Here is a 20,527-nt window from a genome sequence, read left to right as displayed (position 1 = left end):
CTAGCCTCGACTGCGCCCGCGATTCATCATCGCCGTTTCGGTGAGATCGACTTCGCGCATCAGCTTGCCGAGCGTTTCGTCGTTGATCGTATTCGTGTTGCGCAGTTCGAGCAGCGCCGCGCGTTCGGCGCGCATCGCCGCAAGCCGCATCTGCACTTCGAGCTGTTCCGCCTGACGCGCGTTCTTGCTGCGGTCGTGATCGGCGTCGAGCGTGGCGAGGCGTCGGCGATAGGTGTCCAGCACGCGCGCCGTGGTATCGGCGGCATGGGCCAATTCCGATTCGTCCATATCCTCGGTGGCCTTCTCCATATGCGCGTCGACCGCGCGAATCGCCGCCTGCGCGGCCTGGACGCGCGCGAGACGCTCCTCGGCGGCATGCTTCGATTCGCCGCCGCGCCGCACGCCGCGCAGCAGCAACGGCAGCCCGACGATCGCCACCAGCAGCGAAGCGAGAATCACCCCCGTGGCGATAAAGATCGCGCTGTCGCGGCCCGGCAGCGGCAGGCCGTTATCGAGCGCGACCGGCAGCGAGAGCACGCCCGCGAGCGTCACCGCGCCGCGCACGCCCGCAACCGTGGTGATCGCCACGGTGCGCAGGCCCGGCACCGCATTCGACACGCCATGACGCGCCGCGCCGCGGCTCGCCACCCAGCGCAGCAGCCAGACCCAGCCGAAGCGCATGGCGTAGAGCGCGGCCAGCACGGCGGCGATATACATCAGCAGGCGCAGCATCTGCAGATTGCTGGTGTGATGCGCTTCCAGCAGCGCCTTGCCGAGAATGCCCGGGAATTGCAGGCCGAGCAGCGTGAACACCATGCCGTTGAAGACGAATTCGATCATCGACCACGTACTCGCCGCCCGCACGCGCGCCGACACCGGCCCCATGTGCGCCGCGCTCGTGTAGTTCATCATCATCCCCGCCGCGACGGCGGCCAGCACGCCCGAGACTTCCAGATGCTCGGCGAACAGATAGGCCGCGAACGGAATCAGCAGCGTCATCACGACGCCGGGCGCGGGATCGCCATCGGACGTGATGTTGAGAAAGCGCTCCGACACAAAACTGAATCCCCAGCCGATGATCGCGCCCACCGCGAGGCCGCCCGCTGCGATCACGAAGAAGCTCAGCGTCGCTTCGCGCAGCGAGAAATAGCCGGTGAGCGCCGCCGCCACCGCGAACTTCAGCGCAACGAGGCCTGACGCATCGTTCATCAGCGCTTCGCCTTCGAGAATGTGCATGAGTTGCGCGGGAATCCGGTCCTTGCCCGCGATGGCCGAAAGCGCGACGGCGTCGGTCGGCGAGAGCACGGCCGCGAGCGCGAACGCGACGGGCAGCGAAATCTGCGGCACCAGCCAGTGCACGAAATAGCCGACCGCCACCACGGTCAGCAGCACGAGGCCGAGCGCGAGCATCAGGATCGCGCGGCGCTGCATGAAGAATTCGCGCTTGGGAATGCGCCAGCCATCCGCGAACAGCAGCGGCGGAATGAACAGCGCCATGAAGATATCCGGGTCGAAGGTGACGTGCGGATTCACGCGCGGAAACGTCAGCAAGGCGCCGATGCCGATCTGCAAAAGCGGCAACGGCAGCTTGATCGGCAGAAGTCGCACGATGACGCCCGAAAGGGCGACGGCAAGGAGCAGAATGAGAACGGTGAAGAGGGTTTCCATCGATCAGACAAAAGGTGCGGCGAGGACGAACGCTCAGGCGCGAAAAGCGCGTGGGGCGTGTCCCTTTATGCGGGGGCGTGGGTGAGCGCACTCTGCGGCAGCGAAATCTCTTGCGGCAGGCGGCGGCGAGCTTACAAGTAGTTTAGCCCGAGGGCGGCGCAGGTCGCCGCGAAGCGCGCAGTCGGGTTTTTCATCGAGTGTGGATGCACGATTTTGGTGCGGTTTGATGTGTTGCATGCCCGTTGGCCGCGCACAGGCGCGATTGGCGGTGCAGGGAACGATGCGCGGCGGGTCCGGATGCAGGCGTGCACGGACTTTGCTTTATCGCCCTGCGTGGCGCAACGCATCGGTCGCGGCAGCAAGCCGCGGCGATCAACTTGCGCGAAGAGGAAGGCATGATCACAGAGCAACAGGAAAAGACGGCGCTCGCGCCGCACGGGTTCGATCTGAGCGTCACCTCGGGGCTGCAGCGCTACAGCGCGCAACATGGCGAACTCACGCTCACGAGCGTGTTCCAGCCGGTTTTCAGCCTCTCGCATATGCGCGCGATCGGCTACGAAGGACTTCTGCGCGCGCACGATCCGCTCGACCGGCCGATTTCGCCCATCGACGTATTCGGCGAGGCCGCGCGCGTGGGCGATGTGCTGCAGGTCGACCGGCTCGCGCAGGGGCTGCATCTGGAGAACTTCGCATTGCTCGGCGCCGAGCGCGAGTGGCTCTTTCTCAACGTGCATCCGGGCACGTTGACCGAGCCGTATCACGCGGCCGCGCTGCTCGCCAATCTCAAGCGGCTGGGTATTGCGCCGCGCCGCGTCGTGCTCGAAGTGCTGGAAGCCGAGGCCACCGACCTCGACGCGCTCGCGCATGCCGTGCACGCCTTCCGCGAGCGCGGCTTCCTGATCGCGCTCGACGACTTCGGCGCGGGGCATGTGGATATTGGCCGCGTCTGGCAACTGAATCCCGACATCGTCAAACTCGACCGCATCATGCTGATGCACGCCGCGCATCGCGCCGATATGGCCGCGACGCTGCCCGCGCTGGTCGCGCTGCTGCACGAGGCGGGCAAGCTCGTGCTGATCGAAGGCGTGGAAACGGAGCAGGAAGCGCAGCTTGCGCTGTCCTGCAATGCCGATTTCGTGCAGGGCTTTTTCTTCGCGCGGCCCGCGCCTGGCCTCACCGATTCCTCGCACGCGCAGACCGTGATCGCGGAAGCGACCGATCGTTTCCGTCAGCAAACCGAGACGCGCGAGCGCGGCACCGCCACCCGGCTCGCACCGTATCTGCGCGCGTTCGAACGCGCGGCGGAACGGCTGGGCGCGGGCGAGCCGCTCGAAGAGGTGTGCTGGAATTTTCTCGCGCTCGATCACGCGGCGCGCTGTTTCCTGCTCGATGCGAACGGGCGTCAGGCGGGCCGCAATGTCGTGCTGCGCGTGGACCGTGCGGAACACGACGCGCGCTTCCTGCCGCTCGACGACGCGCAGGGCGCGAACTGGCTGCGCCGGCCGTATTTCCGCGCGGCGCTGGTCGCGCCCGGACGCGTGCATGTGACCTCGCCGTACCTGTCGATCAACGAGGCCTTGCCGTGCGTCACGCTTTCGATGGCCGTGCAGGTGGGCGACCGTCTGTGCGTGCTGTGCGGCGATGTGGACTGGCTGGCGGAATTGCTCGCCTGAGAACGCGCATGAATAAAAAACGGCGCGGGTGTGAATCGCCCGCGCCGTTCATTTTGTGCCTTTAAAACAGGCTTATTTCGATACGACCACCGGAATGCCGCGCAGCGCGCCCGCGCCCTTGAACGAATCGATCGCTTGCTGCACGACCGCGCTGGTCTTCACGTCGAGCTTCAGGCGCGCGCCGAGTTCGCGCTCGCTGCGCTTGACCGCCGCGAGATTCGCCAGCTTCACGTGACCGTAACCGCGCACGCGCTGATGCAGATTGGCGAGCTTCGCGATTTCGTCGGCGTTATCGGCGCAGAGTTTCGCCAGCGCGTTGCGCAGCGTCGCTTCGTAATCGTCGGCGAGGGCGCGTTCCATGCGGCGCTCAAGCGTGCGGCCGAACGGATCGAACCACGTGCCGCGCACGCCGCGTCCCTTCGAAAGCAGTGCAAGCGCGCTCCAGAGCCATTGGCCGAACTGCATTTTGCGCGGCGGCTGGCCGTGCTTTTCGCGGGCGATCAGCGGCGGCGCGAGGTTGAACTTCACCGTGAAATCGCTGCCGGCCTGACCTTCGAACTGCGCTTCGAGCGCCGAGCGGAAAGCCGGATCGGCATGCAGTCTTGCGACTTCGTATTCGTCCTTCACCGCGAGCAGTTTGTAGAACGTCGATGCCACCGCGCGCGACAAACCCTGTTCCGTCGAACGATCCGCGCCGCGCGCCGCATCGACCAGCGCACGATAACGCTTCACGTAAGCCGCGCCGCCGTACGCAAGCAGACGCGCTTCGCGGTCGGCGACCAGCTCGTCGAGCGTTTGCGTGAGCTTGCGCGCCGTGGCGTTGGCCGCGGCCGCGCGTTGCACGTCGAGCGCTTCCAGCGCAGCGGGATCGGCGGCGGCCATACGGCCAATCGAGAACGCAAAGAGGTTCGCCTGCACGGCCACGTTGTTCAACTCGATCGCGCGCGTGAGCGCCGCGAGCGACACCGGCACGAGACCCAGTTGCCACGCAAAGCCGAGCATCACGATATTCGCGCCGATGGTGTCGCCCAGATAGCGTTGCGCGAGCGCCTGGGCATCGCAGGTCGAAAGCGGGTCTTGCGCATCGGCATGACCGGCCGTTGCGGCGTGACGCATTTTCGCGAGCAGTGCATCGGCGTGCAGGTTGGCTTCGGGGTTCTGCACGAACGACGCGTTCGGAATTTCATGCGTATTCACGACGATGCGGGTGCGGTCGTGACGCACCGTTTGCAGCGCGTCGGCGCTCGCGCCCACCACCATATCGCAGGCGAGCAGCAGGTCGGCCTGCTGGGTGTCGATGCGCACCTGGTTGAGCAGCGCGTCGGTGGCGGCGAAGCGCACGAATGACAGCACCGATCCGCCTTTCTGCGCAAAGCCCATGAAATCCAGCACCGAAGCGCTCTTGCCTTCCAGATGCGCAGCCATGCTGATGAGCGCGCCCACCGTCACCACGCCCGTGCCGCCCACGCCCGTGACGAGAATGTCGTAGGGCGCATTGTCGAGATGGGTGGCCGGCAGCGGCAGCGCATCGACGCGCGCAGCCAGCGCCTGCGGATCGAACGCCGCGCCCGCCGCCTTCTTGAGCTTGCCGCCTTCGATCGTCACGAAGCTCGGGCAAAAGCCGTTCACGCACGAATAGTCCTTGTTGCACGACGATTGATCGATGCGACGTTTGCGGCCCAGTTCGGTTTCCACCGGCTCGACCGAAAGACAGTTCGATTGCACGCCGCAATCGCCGCAGCCTTCGCACACTTCTTCATTGATGAAGAGGCGCTTGTCCGGGTCGGGGAATTCGCCTTTTTTGCGGCGGCGGCGCTTTTCGGCGGCGCAGGTCTGGTCGTAGATCAGCACGGTCACGCCCGGCGTTTCGCGCAGTTCGCGCTGCACGGTGTCGAGTTCGCTGCGGTGATGGAAGGTCGTGCCCTTCGGGAACAGACCGTGGTGGCCGTCGTATTTTTCGGGCTCGTCGCTCACGACGACAAAGCGCGAAACGCCTTCGGCTTCCACCTGACGCGCGATCTGCGGCACGGAAATGCTGCCGTCGACCGGCTGGCCGCCAGTCATCGCCACAGCGTCGTTATAGAGGATCTTGTAGGTGATATTGGCCTTCGCGGCCACGGCCTGGCGAATCGCAAGGATACCTGAATGAAAATAGGTGCCATCGCCGAGATTCTGGAACACGTGGCGCGTTTTCGTGAACATCGAATGCGAGGCCCAGTCGACGCCTTCGCCGCCCATCTGGATCAGGCCCATGGTGTCGCGCTCCATCCACGACGCCATGAAGTGACAGCCGATACCGGCCTGAGCGATCGAGCCTTCCGGCACCTTCGTCGAGGTATTGTGCGGGCAGCCCGAGCAGAAGTAGGGCGTGCGGCGCACGGCATCGGCGACATTCGAGAGGATTTGCGGCGCGACCAGATCGACCACGCGCTCGCGCCGGTCGAGCGCGGGCTTGTGCTTCGCGAGCCACGCGGCGAACACCGGCAGGATGCGCGAAGGACGCAGTTCGCCCAGATCGGAAAGCAGCAGCGAGCCATCTTCCGCATGCTTGCCGACAATCGCCGGACGCGCGCCGCTCGTGCGGTTGTACAGATAATCCTTGATCTGCTGCTCGATCACCGGGCCCTTTTCTTCGATCACGAGCACGTTGTCGAGACCGGCCACGAAAGCGTCGATGCGCGACATCTCCAGCGGAAACGACAGCCCCACCTTGTAGATGCGCACGCCGGCCGTTTCCAGATCGGCGACGGTGAGGTCGAGGCGGCGCAGCGCTTCCATCAGATCCAGATGCGCCTTGCCGCAGGTGACGATGCCCACGTTCGCGTGCGGGCTCGGCGCGATCCATTTGTCGATGCTGTTGGCGCGCGCGAAGTGGCGCACGGCGTCGAGCTTCGCCGCGAGGCGCTGCTCGATCGCGAGACTCGGCAGGTCGGGCCAGCGGTTGTGCAGCCCGCCTGCGGGCGGCGTGAAACCTTCGGGGGCGCTCCAGTCGGTTTTGATGGCGTCGAGATCGACGGTCGAGCCGGATTCCACCGTCTCCGAAATCGCCTTGTAGCCCACCCACGCGCCCGAATAGCGCGACAGCGCCCAGCCGTAGAGGCCGAATTCGAGCATGTCCGCGATATCCGACGGGTTCACGACCGGCATGTGCCACGCCATCAGCGCGAAGTCGCTCTGATGCGGCATCGACGACGACACGCAGCCGTGATCGTCGCCCGCCACCACCAGCACACCGCCATGCGGCGACGAACCGTAGGCGTTGCCGTGCTTGAGCGCATCGCCCGCGCGATCGACGCCCGGGCCCTTGCCGTACCACATCGCGAACACGCCTTCGACGGTGCGCTCCGGGTCCGCTTCCACGCGCTGCGTGCCGAGCACGGCCGTGCCGCCCAGTTCCTCGTTGATGGCGGGCAGAAAGCGCACATCGGCGGCTTCGAGCAGTTTCTTCGCCTTCCACGCCTGCTGATCGACCATGCCGAGCGGCGAACCGCGATAGCCGCTGATAAAGCCCGCCGTGTTCAGCCCGAGCGCACGGTCGAGCGCGCGCTGCATGAGCGGCAGGCGGATCAGCGCCTGCGTGCCGGTCAGGAAGATGCGGCCGCGCGTGGCGGTGAGGTTGTCGGTGAGCTTGTAGTCGGCGAGGGGCGGCGTATCGAGCGGCGTATCGCTCTGCGTAAGCGAGTTGCCAAAGGCGGGGCGCGCGGTCATTTGGGGGAGTCTCCAATTTTTCTATGACGCATCGCGGGACATCGCCGGATGCGTTGAAGACTCTATTTTTTCGCGCCAATGAGGGAAATTTTTTGCTAACTAATTGGGCGCGACTGACATCCGCGCGACAGTCTGCCCGTGAATCCGCATTTTTGAGAGAGATTTTCCTGCACGTGTGGCGAGGCCGCCGGATCGCCTCAAATCACGCGCGGTCCGTAAGGCCGGGCTTCGTCGAACGCCACGACATCGTGAAAGTGCGTGTAGTCCATCACGCTGGTGCCGTCCGCATCGCTCATCAGATCGACGTAACGGTGTTGCCAGCGGATTTCGGCATCGGTCCAGATATGGCGCGCCTGCATGGTCTGCGCGGTGGATTCGTCCGAGCCTTCGATCACCAGATGCAGCGACGCCGCCTGCTTCGCCAGCGATTCGGCGCTCGCACCGTACAGCGGGCTCGATTCGTCGATCACGTGCATCAGGTTCCAGCCGAGCGTGAATAGCGGATGTTCCGCGCGCACCAGATCGAGGTCGTAGATGCGCCGCGCGGTGTAACCGTCCGAGGTGGTTTCGATGCGGATCAGGCGCAGTTTCGCGTAGGCCTCGGCGATCACGTTCTGGCGCGCGTTGGCCGCGCGCGCCATCAGCGTCATGCGGCCTTCGAGCGGATGCACGACCACCTGGCGCGCAAACCAGATCTTCGCGCGCGGCCGCGAGAAGCGCGCGAACACGAGGCCGGTGGCCAGCGCGATGCTCGCCATGCCGACGAAGATTTCGAGCGTCGCGACCAGGTGGGCGTAGACGGTCTGCGGATGCATGTCGCCATAGCCGACCGTCGCGAGGGTTTCGACGCTGAAGAAAAACGCGCCCGCGAAACCGTGCGGATACTGGTTGGCGATGGGCGCCGTGCCGAGCAGATAAAGGCCCGCGAACGCGGCGTTGAGGACCATGAAGAGCGCGCCGAGCGAGGCGAAGAAGGTGGGCCAGCGCATGGTCAGCGCGTAATGGTAGAAGTCGCGCCAGGTCTGCACGGGCATGCCGTAGACGAACACGTCGCGCGAGCCGATGCGCAGCTTGCGCGCGCCGCGGCGGCTGGCGTTGCGGGGCGTGGGGGCGGTGGCGGAATCGGCGGTCGATGCGGCGCTGGCGTGATCGCGCGTGTGCGGCGGCGTGTCGGATGTCATGGCAGTCCCTGCTGCGGGGTCGGTTTGCCCGCAAGCGTAGCAATGCCGATCAAGCGAAACAAGCAGGGACGAACGCGCCCGGCGCCGGCACACGCAGGCACATCAAGCGAAGTGCAGCAAACGGCGCGCTAAAGCCGCGAGCCATAACCTCGAGCCACGACCTCAAACCACGCCGACGATCACGGAAACGCGCGCGGCTTCGGAATGCCCGCGCCGTGCTGGATATCGGCGATGGCTTGCCGGTGTGCGGCGTCGATGGCTTCGGCGCTGGCCGGATAACCGGTGCTGCCGCCGATGGTGATCCACGGCTGGACGGGGCTGTCGCGATGGGTGATCTGATATTCGGCGTCCCAGCGCGCACCCTGCAGTTCGAGCGGATGCACGTGGATGGCGTAGACGCCGTAGAGGAAAAGTTGCTCGGTCATGATGTCCTCCTGACCGTGGTTGCCTGACCTGCCGCGTGCACGGGTGACGTGCGGAACCTGCTTCGAACGATGCCTGCGGCCCGGGACCGGCGCGGGGGACGGGATCGCCGCCCCGCGCGCGTCTGCGAAAAAACGAAAGGTGGCGCGACGGCGCGCGCCCGGCAGCTTCGTACCGCCTTACAGTTCCAGTTCGCCGAGAAGGCGATGCGCCAGCGCCTTGGCTTCCTCCAGCGCTTCTTCCGGCGTGCCGGAAGCGGCATCGACTTCGTAGAGCGCGTTTTCGAGCTCCTCGCCGTCGTCGCGCGCCAGCGAGACCATGCCCTGGTACTGCCCGGCGTTCATCGGCCGCACCGAGGCGACCGCCGTGTAGATCCCCTTCGTGTAGCTGACGTCTTCCATAGCCTGCTCCTCGCGCAAGGAAAACTCATGCTAGCACGTTGATCGTGCGGCTGCGGGGCACGCTCGTGACGCTGGCGGGACGCTTTCGTGTCACGCGTCGGCGCCGGGTTTTGGCTCGTCGATGGCAGCGCACGGCGCGCGCCTGCGCTGCCTTCCGCAACGCTTGATCGTTGCTTGATCGACGCTTAATCGTTGCTCAATCGGCGATCAGCGCGACCACTTCGTCGAGCGTCGGCGAATGCGCGCCGGGGCGTCGGCAGGCGGCGGCGCCCGCAGCCAGCGCGAACGCCAGATGCTGCGGCCAGCTGCGTTGCGGCGTGCTCATCAGGCTGAACATCAGCCCGCCGATGGAAGCGTCGCCCGCGCCCACGGTATCGGCGACTTCGACGCGCGGCGGCGCGGCTTCGAACACCTCGTCGCCTACGTAGAGCGTCGCGGTCTGCGCGCCGCGCGTGACCAGCAGCGTCGCCGCCGGATTCAGCGCGCGCATTGCGGCGATCGCCTCGGGTTCGGTCTTATCGGCGAACAGCATGCGCAGGTCTTCGTCGGAGACCTTGATGAGATCGGCGAGCGCGGCCATGCGGTGCAGGATCGGCTCGTAGCCGTGCGCCATCAGGTTGCGGTAGTTCGGATCGAAGCTGATCTTCACGCCCTGCGCGCGCAAATCCGCCGCGAGCGTGGCGAGCGTTTCGCCCAGCGGCTGGCGCACGAGGCTGATGCAGCCGAAGTGCGCCCACTTCGCGTGCGCGCGCCATCCTTCGGGCAGCTTCGCGGGATCGAAGGCGAGATCGGCGCTGTTGTCGCCGATGAAGTAGTACGCGGGCGGATGCGTCTGATGCACGATCGCCAGCAGCGGCGCGCGCTCGACGCGCTGCATGAAGCGCATGTCGAGACCGGCGGCGACGCTGGCGTTCCAGAGTTCGTCCGAGAAGTTGTCGGTGCCGAGCGCGCCTGCGCAGGCCGTGGGCAGGCCCAGACGCGCGACCGCGCGCGCCACGTTCCAGCCCGCGCCGCCGGGATGGGCGCGCCAGTGCGAGTCCATGCCCGGGACGCCTGCAGGCGCCGATGCGCCGTCGGGCGCGCCGCCGCGCACGAGATCGGTGAGGATGTCGCCCGCCGAGATGAACGCGGGGAAGCCGGACGAGAAGTCGGGGCCAGTGCTGCAGGTGCTCATCGCTTGATCCTTGCTTGATCGTTCGCTGGATGCGTTGCTGCTTCGTATGCGCGGGGTCGCCGTGGTGGCGCTCAGGCGTTGCCGTCGGTGCCGGTTGCGCGGGGTTCGTCGGCGAGCGCCGCCTCGCGGCCGATCACCGGCGCCATGCCGCGTCCCGGCAGGGCGTTGAGCGCTTCGTAGCACGCGCCCATGGTGTGGTAGTCGGTCTTGCCCGCGGGGCTTTTCTCGTCGCTGTATTTGCGGTTGTCGCAGGTGAGAATGCGATACCACGCGCCATAGCGATGATCGACGAAATGCGCCCAGCTATAGCGCCAGATCTCGTCGTACCAGTCCCAGAAGCGCTCGTTGCCCGTGCGCTTCGCGAGCAGCGCGGCGGTAGCGAAGGTTTCGGCCTGCACCCAGAAGTATTTGTCGTGATCGCAGACGGTGTAGTCCGGGCCGAAGCCGTAGTAGAGCCCGCCGTGATCGTTGTCCCACGCGTGCGCCATGGCGGCGTCGAACAGTTCGATGGCGCGCGGCAGCAGCCACGGCAGCGGACGATGACGCTCCAGGATCAGCAGCAGCTTCGCCCATTCGGTCTGGTGGCCCGGCTGGAAGCCCCACGGACGGAAGATGTTCGAGCTGTCCTCTTCGTTGTAGTGCCAGTCCACCGACCAGTCGGCGTGAAAGTGCTCCCACACGAGGCCTTGCGAAAGCTTCGCCTGGCGCAGCGTGATGTTCGACGCGACGCGCTCCGCGCGGTCGAGATAGACGAGATGGCCGGTCGCCTCGTAGGCCGCGAGCAGCGCCTCCGTGGTGTGCATGTTGGCGTTCTGGCCGCGATAGCTCGACACGATCCAGTCGGCGCTGGCTTCATCGGCGTACAGGCCTGCTGCGCCGTCCCAGAAGCGATGTTCCATCAGCTCGAAGGTGGCGCCGATCATCGGCCGCGCTTCTTCGATACCGGCCATCGCCGCGTGCGCGTAAGCCAGCAGCACGAAGGCAAGGCCGTAGCAGTGACGCGTGGCGTCGAGCACGCGCTTTCTGCCGTCGCGCCAGTCGATCTCCCAGTCGTAGCCCTGATGCTGCGGGTCCCAATGCGCCTCGCGCAGGAACTGCAGGCCGTGGCGCGCGTATTCCAGATGCTGCGCGTCGCCGGACTCGCGGTACGCCATCGCGTAGTTGAAGACGTAGCGGCAGCTGCTCACCAGATGGCGCGAATGCGCGTTGTACACCGAGCCGTCGTCGCGGAAATAGTGGAAGAAGCCGCCCGAGGCGTCGTACACGTTGGGCGCGTAGAAGCGCAGCGTGTCCTCGATATGGCCCAGCAGGAACGCACGGTCGCGAAAGCTCGCGACGGCGGGCACGCTGGCATTCGTGGCGGTGTTGGCCTGGAGAGTGTCGGTGGGCTTCGTCATGGCGTTCTCAGGTTGACTGGGCTTGGGTGGCGAGCGCGGGCATGGCCGTGCTGGCGCGTTCGATCAGCCGCACGGGCAGCACGATCTCTTGAACGGGCGGCTGGAATTCGGGCGTTTCTTCGAGCAGCAGTTCCACGCCGCGCCGCCCGAGCGCTTGCTTGTCGACGGCGATGGTCGACAGCGCGGGCGAGGCATGCGAGGCACCGGCAATATCGTCGAAACCGATGATGGCGATGTCTTCGGGCACGCGCAGGCCGTGGCTCTGGCACACGCGCATGGCGGCGAGCGCGGCGGCGTCGTTGTAGGCGAAGACGGCGTCGGGCCGCGCCGCGCCGCGCTGGCGCGCCGTGTCGAGCAGACGCTGCATGGCTTGCGACGCGCCGGTGTCGGGATCGAGCCCGCCGTCGATGGTGGTTTCCAGCGACGGATCGAACAGCAGCCCGGCTTCGAAGAAGGCGCGGCGGTAGCCGAGCGCGCGCTGCGCGATGCTGTAGTGCGCGAGCGACCCGCCGATAAACGCCACGCGCCGCCGCCCGAGGCTGAACAGATGATGCATGGCGAGCGCGGCGCCCGCGGCGTTGTCGATGTTCACCGAGCGAAGACCCGGCGCCCACAGGTCGATCAGCACGAGCGGACGTTGCAGCGCGACCAGCGCGTTGAGCATTTCGGGCTCGACGAAACCGGCCACGGCGATGGCATCGGGCGCGTGCAGACGCAGTTGCTGGACGGTGTCGTCGGCGGGACCGGCGGTGAGCAGCGCGGGCACGATGCCGTGCTCGCGGCAGGCGTCTTCCACGCCATGCAGGACGTGCGAGAAGAACGGGCTGGCGGCGAAATTATTGTGCTGGCGATGCAGCAGGAAAGTGAGGCGGCGAATGCGCGGGCGCAGTTGCCCGCAGTCATAGCCCAGCGAGCGCGCCACTTCGACGATGCGCGTGCGCGTGGCCTCGGACAGGCCCGGCTGGTTTTTGAGCGCGCGTGAGACCGTGCCGATCGACACGTTGGCCGCCTGCGCGACGTCGCGTATGGTTGTCCCCATGGTTCCTGTCTGCTTGCTGCGCGCCTGTTGCGATGACATGGCCAGATGTGCGGCGATTGTATAGTAAAAACAAGGTGGCGCAACGTTGCATCGCGCCATAAAAGCCCAGTAAATACCCGTAATTACAAAGATAAACGTAAATTTGCGTGTTTAGTAAAACTAGCTAAACAAGATCGCCGGGAACAGCGGTTGCTCAATCGGTCGCGTCATCATTCGAACCGTACGGAGGCATCATGCTAGGCACCTTGCTTCTGGTCATCCTGATCCTGCTGCTGATCGGCGCCTTTCCCGCCTGGCCGCATAGTCGCTCGTGGGGCTATGCGCCATCCGGGACGCTGGGGATCGTCGTGATCGTCGTGGTCGTGCTCGTGTTGATGGGGACGATCTAGCAGCGACAGCCGCTGTAACGACAGCCGCTAAAAGACCAAAAGGCCGGCGTGGATGGGCGATCCGAGCCGGCCTTTTGTCGACGGTGAGCCAGCTGCGTTAGCTGTGCGCGGCAGGCATCGCCCGTTGCGCTTCGGCGTGGACCTCGCCGTGCGAGAGCGCGGGCAGCAGTTCCGCGCTGTCGCTGCCCTCGATCACCACGAGACCGGCGGCCTCCTGCTTGGCGCGCCGCTTCGCGATCGCAGCCAGCGACGCGATCGCTTCGCTGCCGTGCTGCGCGCCTGTGCCCGCCGCGATGTGCACGCAGCCGATCGCCATCGTCACGAAGCTGAAGAAGGTCGGATGACCTTGCCGGTCCTCGCCGTGAATGCCGCCTGCGAGCCGGTCGGCGGGCGCGTAAAAACGCAGCGCACCCGCATTGAAGGTTTCGATCGCGCGGCTGGCGCGCTCGTGCCACGTTTCGCTCTGAAACAGGATCAGGAAATCGTCGCCGCCCACGTGACCGAGAAAGTCGCGCATGGGGTCGCACACATCGGCGAGCACCTGGGCCGCGAATTTCAGCACCTCGTCGCCTTGCCAGTAGCCGTACTGATCGTTGAACGGCTTGAACTGGTTCAGATCGACGTAGCACGCGTGAAAGCCCGCGTCGTGCGATTGCAGACGTTCGATGTGCGAACTGATCGGGATATTGCCAGGCAGAAACGTCAGCGGATTCGCGTAACGTGCCGCCTGGATGCGCACTTCCGTCACTGCGCGCACGAGACTTTCGCCGGTGCCGAGCCCCGCGTAACGGCCGTTATCGGTGATGACGAAGCCATCGGCGAGATAGCGTTGATCGTCGCTCGCGAGCAGCGCGGCCATCTGCTCGACGCTCATGGTCTGCTCGATCAGCACGGGCTGCGCGTTGGCGAATTGCAGACAGGCTTTCTTGCCGAACAGCTCGCGGTGATAGGGCAGCGCGTAGCGGTCCATGAACGCGCGCCGGTTGATCAGCGCCACGGGCGTTTCGCCTTCGACGACCGCGACCGCGTGCAGATCGGGCATGCGGTTGAAGAGATCGAGCACATCGTTATTGGTCGCGCGGCGCGGTAGCGCGGGCGCGTGCACGACCATCTTCTGCGCGGGCGCGCCGCCCGTTGCGCTTGCGCCGCTCTGACGCGTCGCTTCGGGAAACACGGCGATGTGATGCGCACTGATCGCGGCGCGCGTGCGTTCGTCGAGCTTGCGCGGCGGCTGCGCATCGGGACGGCCGAGAAAAAAGCCCTGGCCGCTTTGGATGCCCATGTCGCGCAGCACGAGCAGATCGGCTTCGTTTTCGATGCCTTCGGCCACGAGCCGCGCGCCGCTCGCCTGGGCGAAATGCTGCATGGCGCGCACGGCTTCAAACTTCAGCGGCGTATTGGCGATGTCCTGAATGAAGAAGCGATCGATCTTCACCACGTCGGGCTGAAGCTGCACCCAGACGTTCATGCTGGCGTTGGCGCTGCCGTAATCGTCGAGTGCGAACCGCGCGCCGGCCGCGCGCAAGGCCGCCACCACGGGCGTGAATTCGCGCAGATCGGCGATGGCGCTTTGCTCGGTCAATTCGATCACGACGCGCTGCGCGTCGATGCGCGCGAACAGGGCGCCGATGCCCGTGCTGGCCAGCTGGCACAGCGCGCCCGCGCTGAAGTTCAGGAACAGCTTGCCGTTGCAGCCGAGCTGCGTGAAGGCGTCGATGCAGACGTCGGCGGCGGCGCGTTCGAGCGCGGCGGTGCAGCCCGCAACGCCCGCGTGCGCGAACAGCGCGGCGGGCGATTCGAGCGGCGAGCCGGCCGGACCGCGAATCAGGCCTTCGTAGCCGAGGATGGCGCCATCGTCGAAATCGACGATCGGCTGAAAGACGGCGCGCAACTGGCGTTGGGCGATCAGGGCCTCGATGCTGGCCGGACCTTCGGTGGCGCCGACAATCGGTGAGGCGGACGGCGTGGACGCACGTGCAGACATGGATAGAGCCAGGATGGCTTTAACGACGGGAATATCGGCAGCAGCGTCGGACAATTAAATGAACTTTTCATGACAGTTCGAAGAAAAAGGGCGCGGATGGGCTGTGCAACGTTTGCGTCGCACTTGCATGCGGCGCGAATGTTGTTTGTTTGCGATGCGCGGCCGCGAGGCGACGAATGAAGCCGGCGAGGAGGGAGAAGGTGACGCAGCGAGAAGCGCCGGTCGATGCGCGCGCAACGGATAGTGCGCGGCGGGAGAAACGAGCGGCGGAACAGGAAGGAGCGTTCCGCCGCGAAAGAGCAAATGCTGGAGGCCGAACGCTTAACGCCGCCCCGCCGCAGCCGCGCCACCCTGCGACTCGTCGCCGGCAACGGCCGCACGTTCCGCGCTCATGTCGCGCGCGCCCCAACGCTGCGCCAGCGCCGCGCACACCATCAGCTGGATCTGGTGGAACAGCATCAGCGGCAACACCACCGCGCCCACCGCATTCGACGCGAAGATCACCTTCGCCATCGGCACGCCGGCAGCGAGGCTCTTCTTCGAGCCGCAGAAAATAATCGTGATCTGATCCGCGCGCGAGAAGCCCAGCTTGCGGCTCGCGAAGATCGTAATGCCGAGCGCCAGCGCCAGCAGCACCGCATTCACCACCAGCAGGCCGCCCAGTGCCGCGAGCGGCGTGTGATGCCAGAGCCCTTCGTTGATCGCTTCCGAAAACGCGCCGTACACTACGAACAGAATCGAGCCCTGATCGACGAACTTGAGCACGCCGCGATTGCGTTCGATCCAGCCACCGATCACCGGGCGCAGCAACTGGCCCGCCACGAATGGCACGAGCAGTTGCAGCACGATGTTCCAGACCGTATGCCACGCGGAACTGCCGCCGGCCGTCTGGTTCGTCACCACGAGGCTCACCAGCGCGGGCGTGACGAAGATGCCGATCAGGCTCGACGCCGAAGCGCTGCACACGGCCGCCGGCACGTTGCCGCGCGCAATCGACGTAAAGGCGATCGACGACTGCACGGTCGACGGCAGCGTGCACAGGAACAGCACGCCCATATAGAGCGCAGGCGTGACGAGCGGCGACAGCACCGGCTTGAGCGCGAGTCCGAGCAGCGGAAAGAGGATGAAGGTGCTGGCCAGCACGACGAGATGCAGACGCCAGTGCGTGGCGCCCGCGACGATCGCTTCGCGCGAGAGCTTGGCGCCGTGCAGGAAGAACAGCAGCCCGACCGCGATATTGGTGAGCCAGTTGAATCCAGTGGCGGCCTGGCCGTGCACCGGCAGCAGGCTCGCGAGGATCACGGTGCCGACGAGGCAGAGCGTGAAGTTATCGGGCAGGAATTTCGGACGTGCCATCGGACGATCTCAAGTGCGCATATCGGCGCCTGGCAATGTGCGTCGTTCGACGCGAGCATCGCGGGCATAAGGGGTCATCGGGAGGCCCTATTGTCTGCGCAAGGCCATTGAAAAAGCAAATTCATTTGCGGAATTGATTAATGAGTGGCGCGCATGTTGGCGCACGATCCAGAACGGTTTTGCCGCGCCGGTTTCGAGTGTGCCGAGAATGCGCCGATGACGGTTTGTCCGATGTTCATCGCGATTCTCATTTTCATTCGTCATGCAAAAGACTGCTTCTCAAGTACGACGAAATACTCACCCGGAGCAGGTGCGAAAAGGTGCACCGGCAGGTGCGCCGGGCCTTGCGTGATACGGTGCGATGCAGCACAAAACCAGCACAAAACAGGCCCGTGCGACAACCCTCCAAAACCCGAAAAATCGAACAGTAACATGGTGTTACAACCCTTCCGAGGGCATAACACTTTTTGGCTCGACACCCATACCGGGGGCCCATAAATTACCGTCAAGGAACGTGTGGAGACCGTTGCGGCGGCAATCGTTACGCATCGCAGCACACGCTTCCCGGAACTGGCCTGCCATGGCCCGAATGGCGGGTGCTCATGCGGATCGTCGGGCAGGTGATCGACAAAATGCGCGCAGGGTTGTTACGGATGGGACAGTGGATGCTGGGGGCCGGTTTGGCGGCCCTCGTTGCGCTCGCCCATGCCCAGCCCTCGTTCGCGCCTCATGGCGGCGGCGGTTTTCACGGCGGTGGCGGCGGTGGTTTCGGCCATGCGCCGATGATGCGCGAAGCGACGCCCATGCATTGGGGCGGTGCGGGCGCAGTCCGTCAGCCGCGCTACGGCAACATGCCCGGTGGCGGCGCCCGCTACAACAACCCGGCGCCCATGCGCGTCGCCGATCAAGGCGGCTGGCGCGAACGCGGCGCGCCTGGCGGTGGCCGTCAGGCGGAGCGTCGCGAAACGCCTGGCTTTAGCAGCAACCCCTACGGCAACGGTTTCAGCAATTATCGCGGGCCGATCCAGCCGGTCAGCGCGGAGACCCGTCAGGTGCCGCATCCGCCGGCGGACTCGCCGGTACGCGCCGGTTCGATCCGCGAAGACGTCGCGCGCTATAACGAGGAACGTGGCACGTTCCGGCCGTTCCAGCGGGGCGGCGGCGATGGCCCGCGTCCGCCGATGCCTTCGCCGTACCGGAATTAACCGCAACTAACAGCCAGCCCAGCGCCGTCCCAAGAGCCAGGCGCGCGCTTGCCGAGCCGCAAAGCTGCACCGCCGCGCACCCTGACGACCGCGCACCAATAAGCCTTCGCGCACGCACTCTCCCCGCCTGCGCACCTTTCTTTCCGCGCCTTTCCAGTCGTCCTTTTCCGCGTTTCTCCCGCGCCCGATCCCGCCTGAAATCCCCGTTTCCCCCCGCAAGCGCCTTTTCGCTTCAAAACTGACGCGTGGATACCACACTTTTTCTGAAATCACTCGTCATACAGAACCCTTTCGTCATCAAATCTCGTCTTCGCTGTGGCGGCGCGTCAACGGCCAGGCCGGAAAGCGCAAAAAACGGGCAGAAGCCCCGTCCACATGGGCCATGAGCCCGAAGTCGTTCATGTTGCGATGCGCCATAAAGAGCGCCGGATCCCATCAGTGCAGGTTTTGTGGACAGCAAACTAATCGGGCCGATATACCGGCGATAACAGCCGATATTTTTGTCCAGAAAAATGGTCCGCAAAGATGGACCTGCCCAGAACGCCCACGCCTGCGAACGACGAAAAACAAACGGTTTGCGCGAGCGCCAAAGCCGCCAGTCACACCTTTTTTTGACAAAGACAGGAGAACCCATGAAATCAGCCGTTAGCCGCGCGCTGCGTGCGCCGCTGCGTACGTCCCTTAAGGCCGGCGCCATCGCCGCCGTGCTCGCCGCCGCATCGTCGTCGGCCTTCGCACAGTCGAGCGTGCAGCTCTATGGTCAGGTCGACGAGTGGGTCGGCGCCACGCGCTTCCCCGGCAGCCAGACCGCATGGAATGTCGGCGGCGGCGGTATGTCCACGTCCTACTGGGGCTTGAAGGGCTCCGAGGATCTGGGCGGCGGCTACAAGGCGATCTTCACGCTGGAAAGCTTCTTCCGCGCACAGAACGGCCAGTACGGCCGCTTCTCGGGTGACACGTTCTTCGCACGTAACTCGTACGTGGGTATCGAATCGCCCTACGGTACGGTCACGGCGGGCCGTCTGACGACGCAACTGTTCGTCTCGACGATCCTGTTCAACCCGTTCATCGATTCGTACACCTTCTCGCCGATGGTGTACCACGTGTACCTCGGCCTTTCGACCTACCCGACCTACACGACCGACCAGGGCGTGGTGGGCGATTCGGGCTGGAACAACGCGATCCAGTACTCGACGCCGAACTTCAACGGCCTGTCGGGCTCGGTGATGTACGCGCTCGGCAACACGGCCGGCGAAAACGGCAAGAAGAAGTGGAGCGCCCAGGCGCTGTACTTCCACGGCCCGTTCGCCGCCACGGCGGTGTATCAGTACGTGAACTTCAACAGCTCGCCCGGCGATATCGGCAGCATCCTGAGCGGCGACGTGACCGTAGTCGGTCTGCGCAGCCAGAGCGTCGCGCAGGTGGGTCTGTCGTACGACCTGAAGTACGCGAAGTTCTTCGGCCAGTACATGTACACGAACAACAACAGCGACATCAGCAGCTGGCACCTCAACACGGCGCAAGGCGGCGTGTCGGTGCCGGTCGGCCCGGGCACGGTGATGGCGTCGTACGCGTACTCGCGCGACAGCGGCGGCCTGAACCAGACGCACAACACGGCAGCGGTCGGTTACGACTACCCGCTCTCGAAGCGCACTGACCTGTACGCCGCGTACATGTACGACCACTACGACAACATGTCGACGGGCATGACCTACGGCGTGGGCCTGCGCGCGAAGTTCTAAGCATTCGGCCGCATCGCTTCACGTAGCGTTGCCGCGCATTGCCACGAAAACCCCCGCGTTGTTCGCAGCGCGGGGGTTTTTCTTTTGGCGCGCGGGAAAGAAGCGGAAAGAAGCCGAAAGATCGCAGGCTGCGCGTTTGGCTACCAGTAATTGATAAAGCGCGCACAATAACGCGGATTGTTTCCTGATCACGTCAGACCGTTTTACCGTTTAACCGATACGAGCAAGAGCAGCGCGATGGATACCCTCGTCAGTATGAAAGTTTTCCGGCAGGTGGTGGAAGCGGGGAGCTTCGTCGCGGCGGCCGAGCGGATGGGCATGTCCGCGGCGATGGCCAGCAAACACGTGATGCACCTGGAGCAGCAGCTCAACGCGCGGCTGCTGAACCGCACGACGCGCCGCGTCGCGCTGACGGAAGCGGGCCGCGAATACTACGAGCGCGTCGCCCAGGCGCTGACGGAACTCGACGAAGCGGGCCAGGCCGTGGGCGCGGCCAGCGTGGTGCCGCAAGGGCGGCTACGCGTGTCGTCGCTGACGGCTTTCGGCCTGCGCCACGTGATGGGCGCGGTGGCCGATTACGCGGCGGATTTCCCCCAGGTGACCGTCGATATCACCTTGTCGGACCGCGTGGTCGAGTTGATCGACGAAGGCTTCGACGTGGCGATCCGCGCCTCGCCTTCGGGGCTGAAGTCGTCGTCGTTGATCGCGCGACCGCTGGCGAGCGCGCATATCGTGCTGTGCGCTTCGCCCGAGTATCTGCGCCGCCATGGCGTGCCGAAAACGGTCGCCGATCTCGCGAAGCACAAGTTCGTGCATTACGCGGGCGCTTCGGCGGCGGAACTCGCGCCGTTCTCCGAAGCGGGCGCGCGCCCGAAGCCGGGCGGCAACCTCATCGTCAATCATCTGGAAGCGCTGCGCGTGGTGGTGCTGCAAGGCGGCGGGCTGTCGATGCTCGGCACCGAAGTGATCGGCGACGATATCGCCGAAGGCCGTCTCGTGCCGCTGCTCGTCGATGCGCTGCCGCCGCGCGAGTTGCCCATCTACGCGGTCTACGCGAGCCGCCGCCATCTGTCGGCGAAAGTGCGCTCGTTCGTGGACTTTCTCGCCGCGCGCTTCGGCGAAAGTGCGCTCTGGCCGAATGCCGACGAAATCCGCACGCTGGCGCAACGCGTGAAGGTCTAAGCGAC

At 65.4% G+C, this 20,527-nt stretch carries 16 protein-coding genes; 5 read left to right on the top strand and 11 right to left on the bottom strand.

What is annotated here, in order from left to right; all coding sequences use genetic code 11:
• Positions 1 to 1,668 carry a Na+/H+ antiporter gene (locus tag U5A67_RS08690; RefSeq protein ID WP_321813740.1) on the bottom strand — a complete coding sequence of 556 codons (1,668 nt, stop codon included), beginning with the start codon at positions 1,666 to 1,668 and terminating at the stop codon, positions 1 to 3.
• A 395-nt stretch (positions 1,669 to 2,063) separates the two neighbouring features.
• Here U5A67_RS08690 and U5A67_RS08685 point away from each other — a divergent pair, with 395 nt between their 5' ends.
• On the top strand, positions 2,064 to 3,341 hold the full coding sequence (locus U5A67_RS08685; protein WP_321813739.1) for an EAL domain-containing protein: 1,278 nt from the start codon (positions 2,064 to 2,066) through the stop codon (positions 3,339 to 3,341).
• A gap of 72 nt (positions 3,342 to 3,413) precedes the next feature.
• On the opposite strand, the gene U5A67_RS08680 is transcribed toward U5A67_RS08685, so the two are convergent.
• From U5A67_RS08680 to U5A67_RS08650, 7 genes are all read right to left on the bottom strand, one after another.
• Positions 3,414 to 7,049, bottom strand: coding sequence for an indolepyruvate ferredoxin oxidoreductase family protein (locus tag U5A67_RS08680; RefSeq protein WP_205982997.1), 3,636 nt, complete (start codon positions 7,047 to 7,049; stop codon positions 3,414 to 3,416).
• A 197-nt stretch (positions 7,050 to 7,246) separates the two neighbouring features.
• On the bottom strand, positions 7,247 to 8,230 hold the full coding sequence (locus U5A67_RS08675; RefSeq protein ID WP_321813738.1) for an ion channel: 984 nt from the start codon (positions 8,228 to 8,230) through the stop codon (positions 7,247 to 7,249).
• 179 nt (positions 8,231 to 8,409) lie between these two features.
• Complete coding sequence (locus U5A67_RS08670) at positions 8,410 to 8,655, bottom strand: hypothetical protein (protein ID WP_205982995.1); 246 nt, start codon at positions 8,653 to 8,655, stop codon at positions 8,410 to 8,412.
• Positions 8,656 to 8,832: 177 nt separating this feature from the next.
• Positions 8,833 to 9,054 (bottom strand): hypothetical protein, encoded by a 222-nt coding sequence (locus U5A67_RS08665; RefSeq protein WP_103702613.1) that lies wholly within the window; start codon positions 9,052 to 9,054, stop codon positions 8,833 to 8,835.
• Between the two features lie 196 nt (positions 9,055 to 9,250).
• Positions 9,251 to 10,228, bottom strand: a complete 978-nt coding sequence (locus U5A67_RS08660; RefSeq protein ID WP_205982994.1) for a carbohydrate kinase family protein — start codon at positions 10,226 to 10,228, stop codon at positions 9,251 to 9,253.
• Between the two features lie 71 nt (positions 10,229 to 10,299).
• Positions 10,300 to 11,625, bottom strand: coding sequence for an AGE family epimerase/isomerase (locus U5A67_RS08655; RefSeq protein ID WP_321813737.1), 1,326 nt, complete (start codon positions 11,623 to 11,625; stop codon positions 10,300 to 10,302).
• Positions 11,626 to 11,632: 7 nt separating this feature from the next.
• Entirely contained in the window at positions 11,633 to 12,664 is a 1,032-nt protein-coding gene (locus tag U5A67_RS08650; RefSeq protein WP_321813736.1) for a LacI family DNA-binding transcriptional regulator, read from the bottom strand.
• A gap of 233 nt (positions 12,665 to 12,897) precedes the next feature.
• On the opposite strand from U5A67_RS08650, the gene U5A67_RS08645 reads away from it, so the two are divergent.
• Positions 12,898 to 13,053, top strand: a complete 156-nt coding sequence (locus U5A67_RS08645) for a DUF3309 family protein (RefSeq protein ID WP_042296285.1) — start codon at positions 12,898 to 12,900, stop codon at positions 13,051 to 13,053.
• Positions 13,054 to 13,150: 97 nt separating this feature from the next.
• Here the strand turns inward: U5A67_RS08645 and U5A67_RS08640 are convergent, their stop codons facing one another.
• From U5A67_RS08640 to U5A67_RS08630, 3 genes are all read right to left on the bottom strand, one after another.
• A complete protein-coding gene (locus U5A67_RS08640) occupies positions 13,151 to 15,037 on the bottom strand; it encodes a phosphodiesterase (RefSeq protein WP_321813735.1) in 1,887 nt (628 codons plus the stop codon).
• Positions 15,038 to 15,358: 321 nt separating this feature from the next.
• The gene (locus U5A67_RS08635; protein WP_321813734.1) at positions 15,359 to 16,393 is read right to left on the bottom strand and encodes a bile acid:sodium symporter family protein; all 1,035 of its coding nucleotides are present in this window, start codon (positions 16,391 to 16,393) and stop codon (positions 15,359 to 15,361) included.
• A gap of 87 nt (positions 16,394 to 16,480) precedes the next feature.
• Positions 16,481 to 16,657, bottom strand: a complete 177-nt coding sequence (locus U5A67_RS08630; RefSeq protein WP_321813733.1) for a hypothetical protein — start codon at positions 16,655 to 16,657, stop codon at positions 16,481 to 16,483.
• Positions 16,658 to 16,995: 338 nt separating this feature from the next.
• Between U5A67_RS08630 and U5A67_RS08625 the strand changes: the two genes are divergently transcribed.
• From U5A67_RS08625 to U5A67_RS08615, 3 genes are all read left to right on the top strand, one after another.
• The gene (locus U5A67_RS08625; RefSeq protein ID WP_321813732.1) at positions 16,996 to 17,598 is read left to right on the top strand and encodes a hypothetical protein; all 603 of its coding nucleotides are present in this window, start codon (positions 16,996 to 16,998) and stop codon (positions 17,596 to 17,598) included.
• Positions 17,599 to 18,230: 632 nt separating this feature from the next.
• Positions 18,231 to 19,340, top strand: coding sequence for a porin (locus U5A67_RS08620; RefSeq protein WP_321813731.1), 1,110 nt, complete (start codon positions 18,231 to 18,233; stop codon positions 19,338 to 19,340).
• A gap of 237 nt (positions 19,341 to 19,577) precedes the next feature.
• Complete coding sequence (locus U5A67_RS08615; protein ID WP_321813730.1) at positions 19,578 to 20,522, top strand: LysR family transcriptional regulator; 945 nt, start codon at positions 19,578 to 19,580, stop codon at positions 20,520 to 20,522.
• The last annotated feature ends 5 nt before the right edge of the window (positions 20,523 to 20,527 follow it).

It is taken from the genome of Paraburkholderia sp. J69-1 (genome assembly GCF_905220255.1).
In the GTDB taxonomy this organism is placed as follows: Bacteria; Pseudomonadota; Gammaproteobacteria; order Burkholderiales; family Burkholderiaceae; genus Paraburkholderia.
Note: the sequence above shows the minus strand (reverse complement) of the source record. Positions and strands in the feature narration are given on the sequence as shown.

Coding starts and splice junctions, on each gene's coding strand:
- U5A67_RS08690 (WP_321813740.1), bottom strand. CDS start 1,668: ATGGAAACCCTCTTCACCGTTCTCATTCTGCTCCTTGCCGTCGCCCTT.
- U5A67_RS08685 (WP_321813739.1), top strand. CDS start 2,064: ATGATCACAGAGCAACAGGAAAAGACGGCGCTCGCGCCGCACGGGTTC.
- U5A67_RS08680 (WP_205982997.1), bottom strand. CDS start 7,049: ATGACCGCGCGCCCCGCCTTTGGCAACTCGCTTACGCAGAGCGATACG.
- U5A67_RS08675 (WP_321813738.1), bottom strand. CDS start 8,230: ATGACATCCGACACGCCGCCGCACACGCGCGATCACGCCAGCGCCGCA.
- U5A67_RS08670 (WP_205982995.1), bottom strand. CDS start 8,655: ATGACCGAGCAACTTTTCCTCTACGGCGTCTACGCCATCCACGTGCAT.
- U5A67_RS08665 (WP_103702613.1), bottom strand. CDS start 9,054: ATGGAAGACGTCAGCTACACGAAGGGGATCTACACGGCGGTCGCCTCG.
- U5A67_RS08660 (WP_205982994.1), bottom strand. CDS start 10,228: ATGAGCACCTGCAGCACTGGCCCCGACTTCTCGTCCGGCTTCCCCGCG.
- U5A67_RS08655 (WP_321813737.1), bottom strand. CDS start 11,625: ATGACGAAGCCCACCGACACTCTCCAGGCCAACACCGCCACGAATGCC.
- U5A67_RS08650 (WP_321813736.1), bottom strand. CDS start 12,664: ATGGGGACAACCATACGCGACGTCGCGCAGGCGGCCAACGTGTCGATC.
- U5A67_RS08645 (WP_042296285.1), top strand. CDS start 12,898: ATGCTAGGCACCTTGCTTCTGGTCATCCTGATCCTGCTGCTGATCGGC.
- U5A67_RS08640 (WP_321813735.1), bottom strand. CDS start 15,037: ATGTCTGCACGTGCGTCCACGCCGTCCGCCTCACCGATTGTCGGCGCC.
- U5A67_RS08635 (WP_321813734.1), bottom strand. CDS start 16,393: ATGGCACGTCCGAAATTCCTGCCCGATAACTTCACGCTCTGCCTCGTC.
- U5A67_RS08630 (WP_321813733.1), bottom strand. CDS start 16,657: ATGACGAATGAAAATGAGAATCGCGATGAACATCGGACAAACCGTCAT.
- U5A67_RS08625 (WP_321813732.1), top strand. CDS start 16,996: ATGCGGATCGTCGGGCAGGTGATCGACAAAATGCGCGCAGGGTTGTTA.
- U5A67_RS08620 (WP_321813731.1), top strand. CDS start 18,231: ATGAAATCAGCCGTTAGCCGCGCGCTGCGTGCGCCGCTGCGTACGTCC.
- U5A67_RS08615 (WP_321813730.1), top strand. CDS start 19,578: ATGGATACCCTCGTCAGTATGAAAGTTTTCCGGCAGGTGGTGGAAGCG.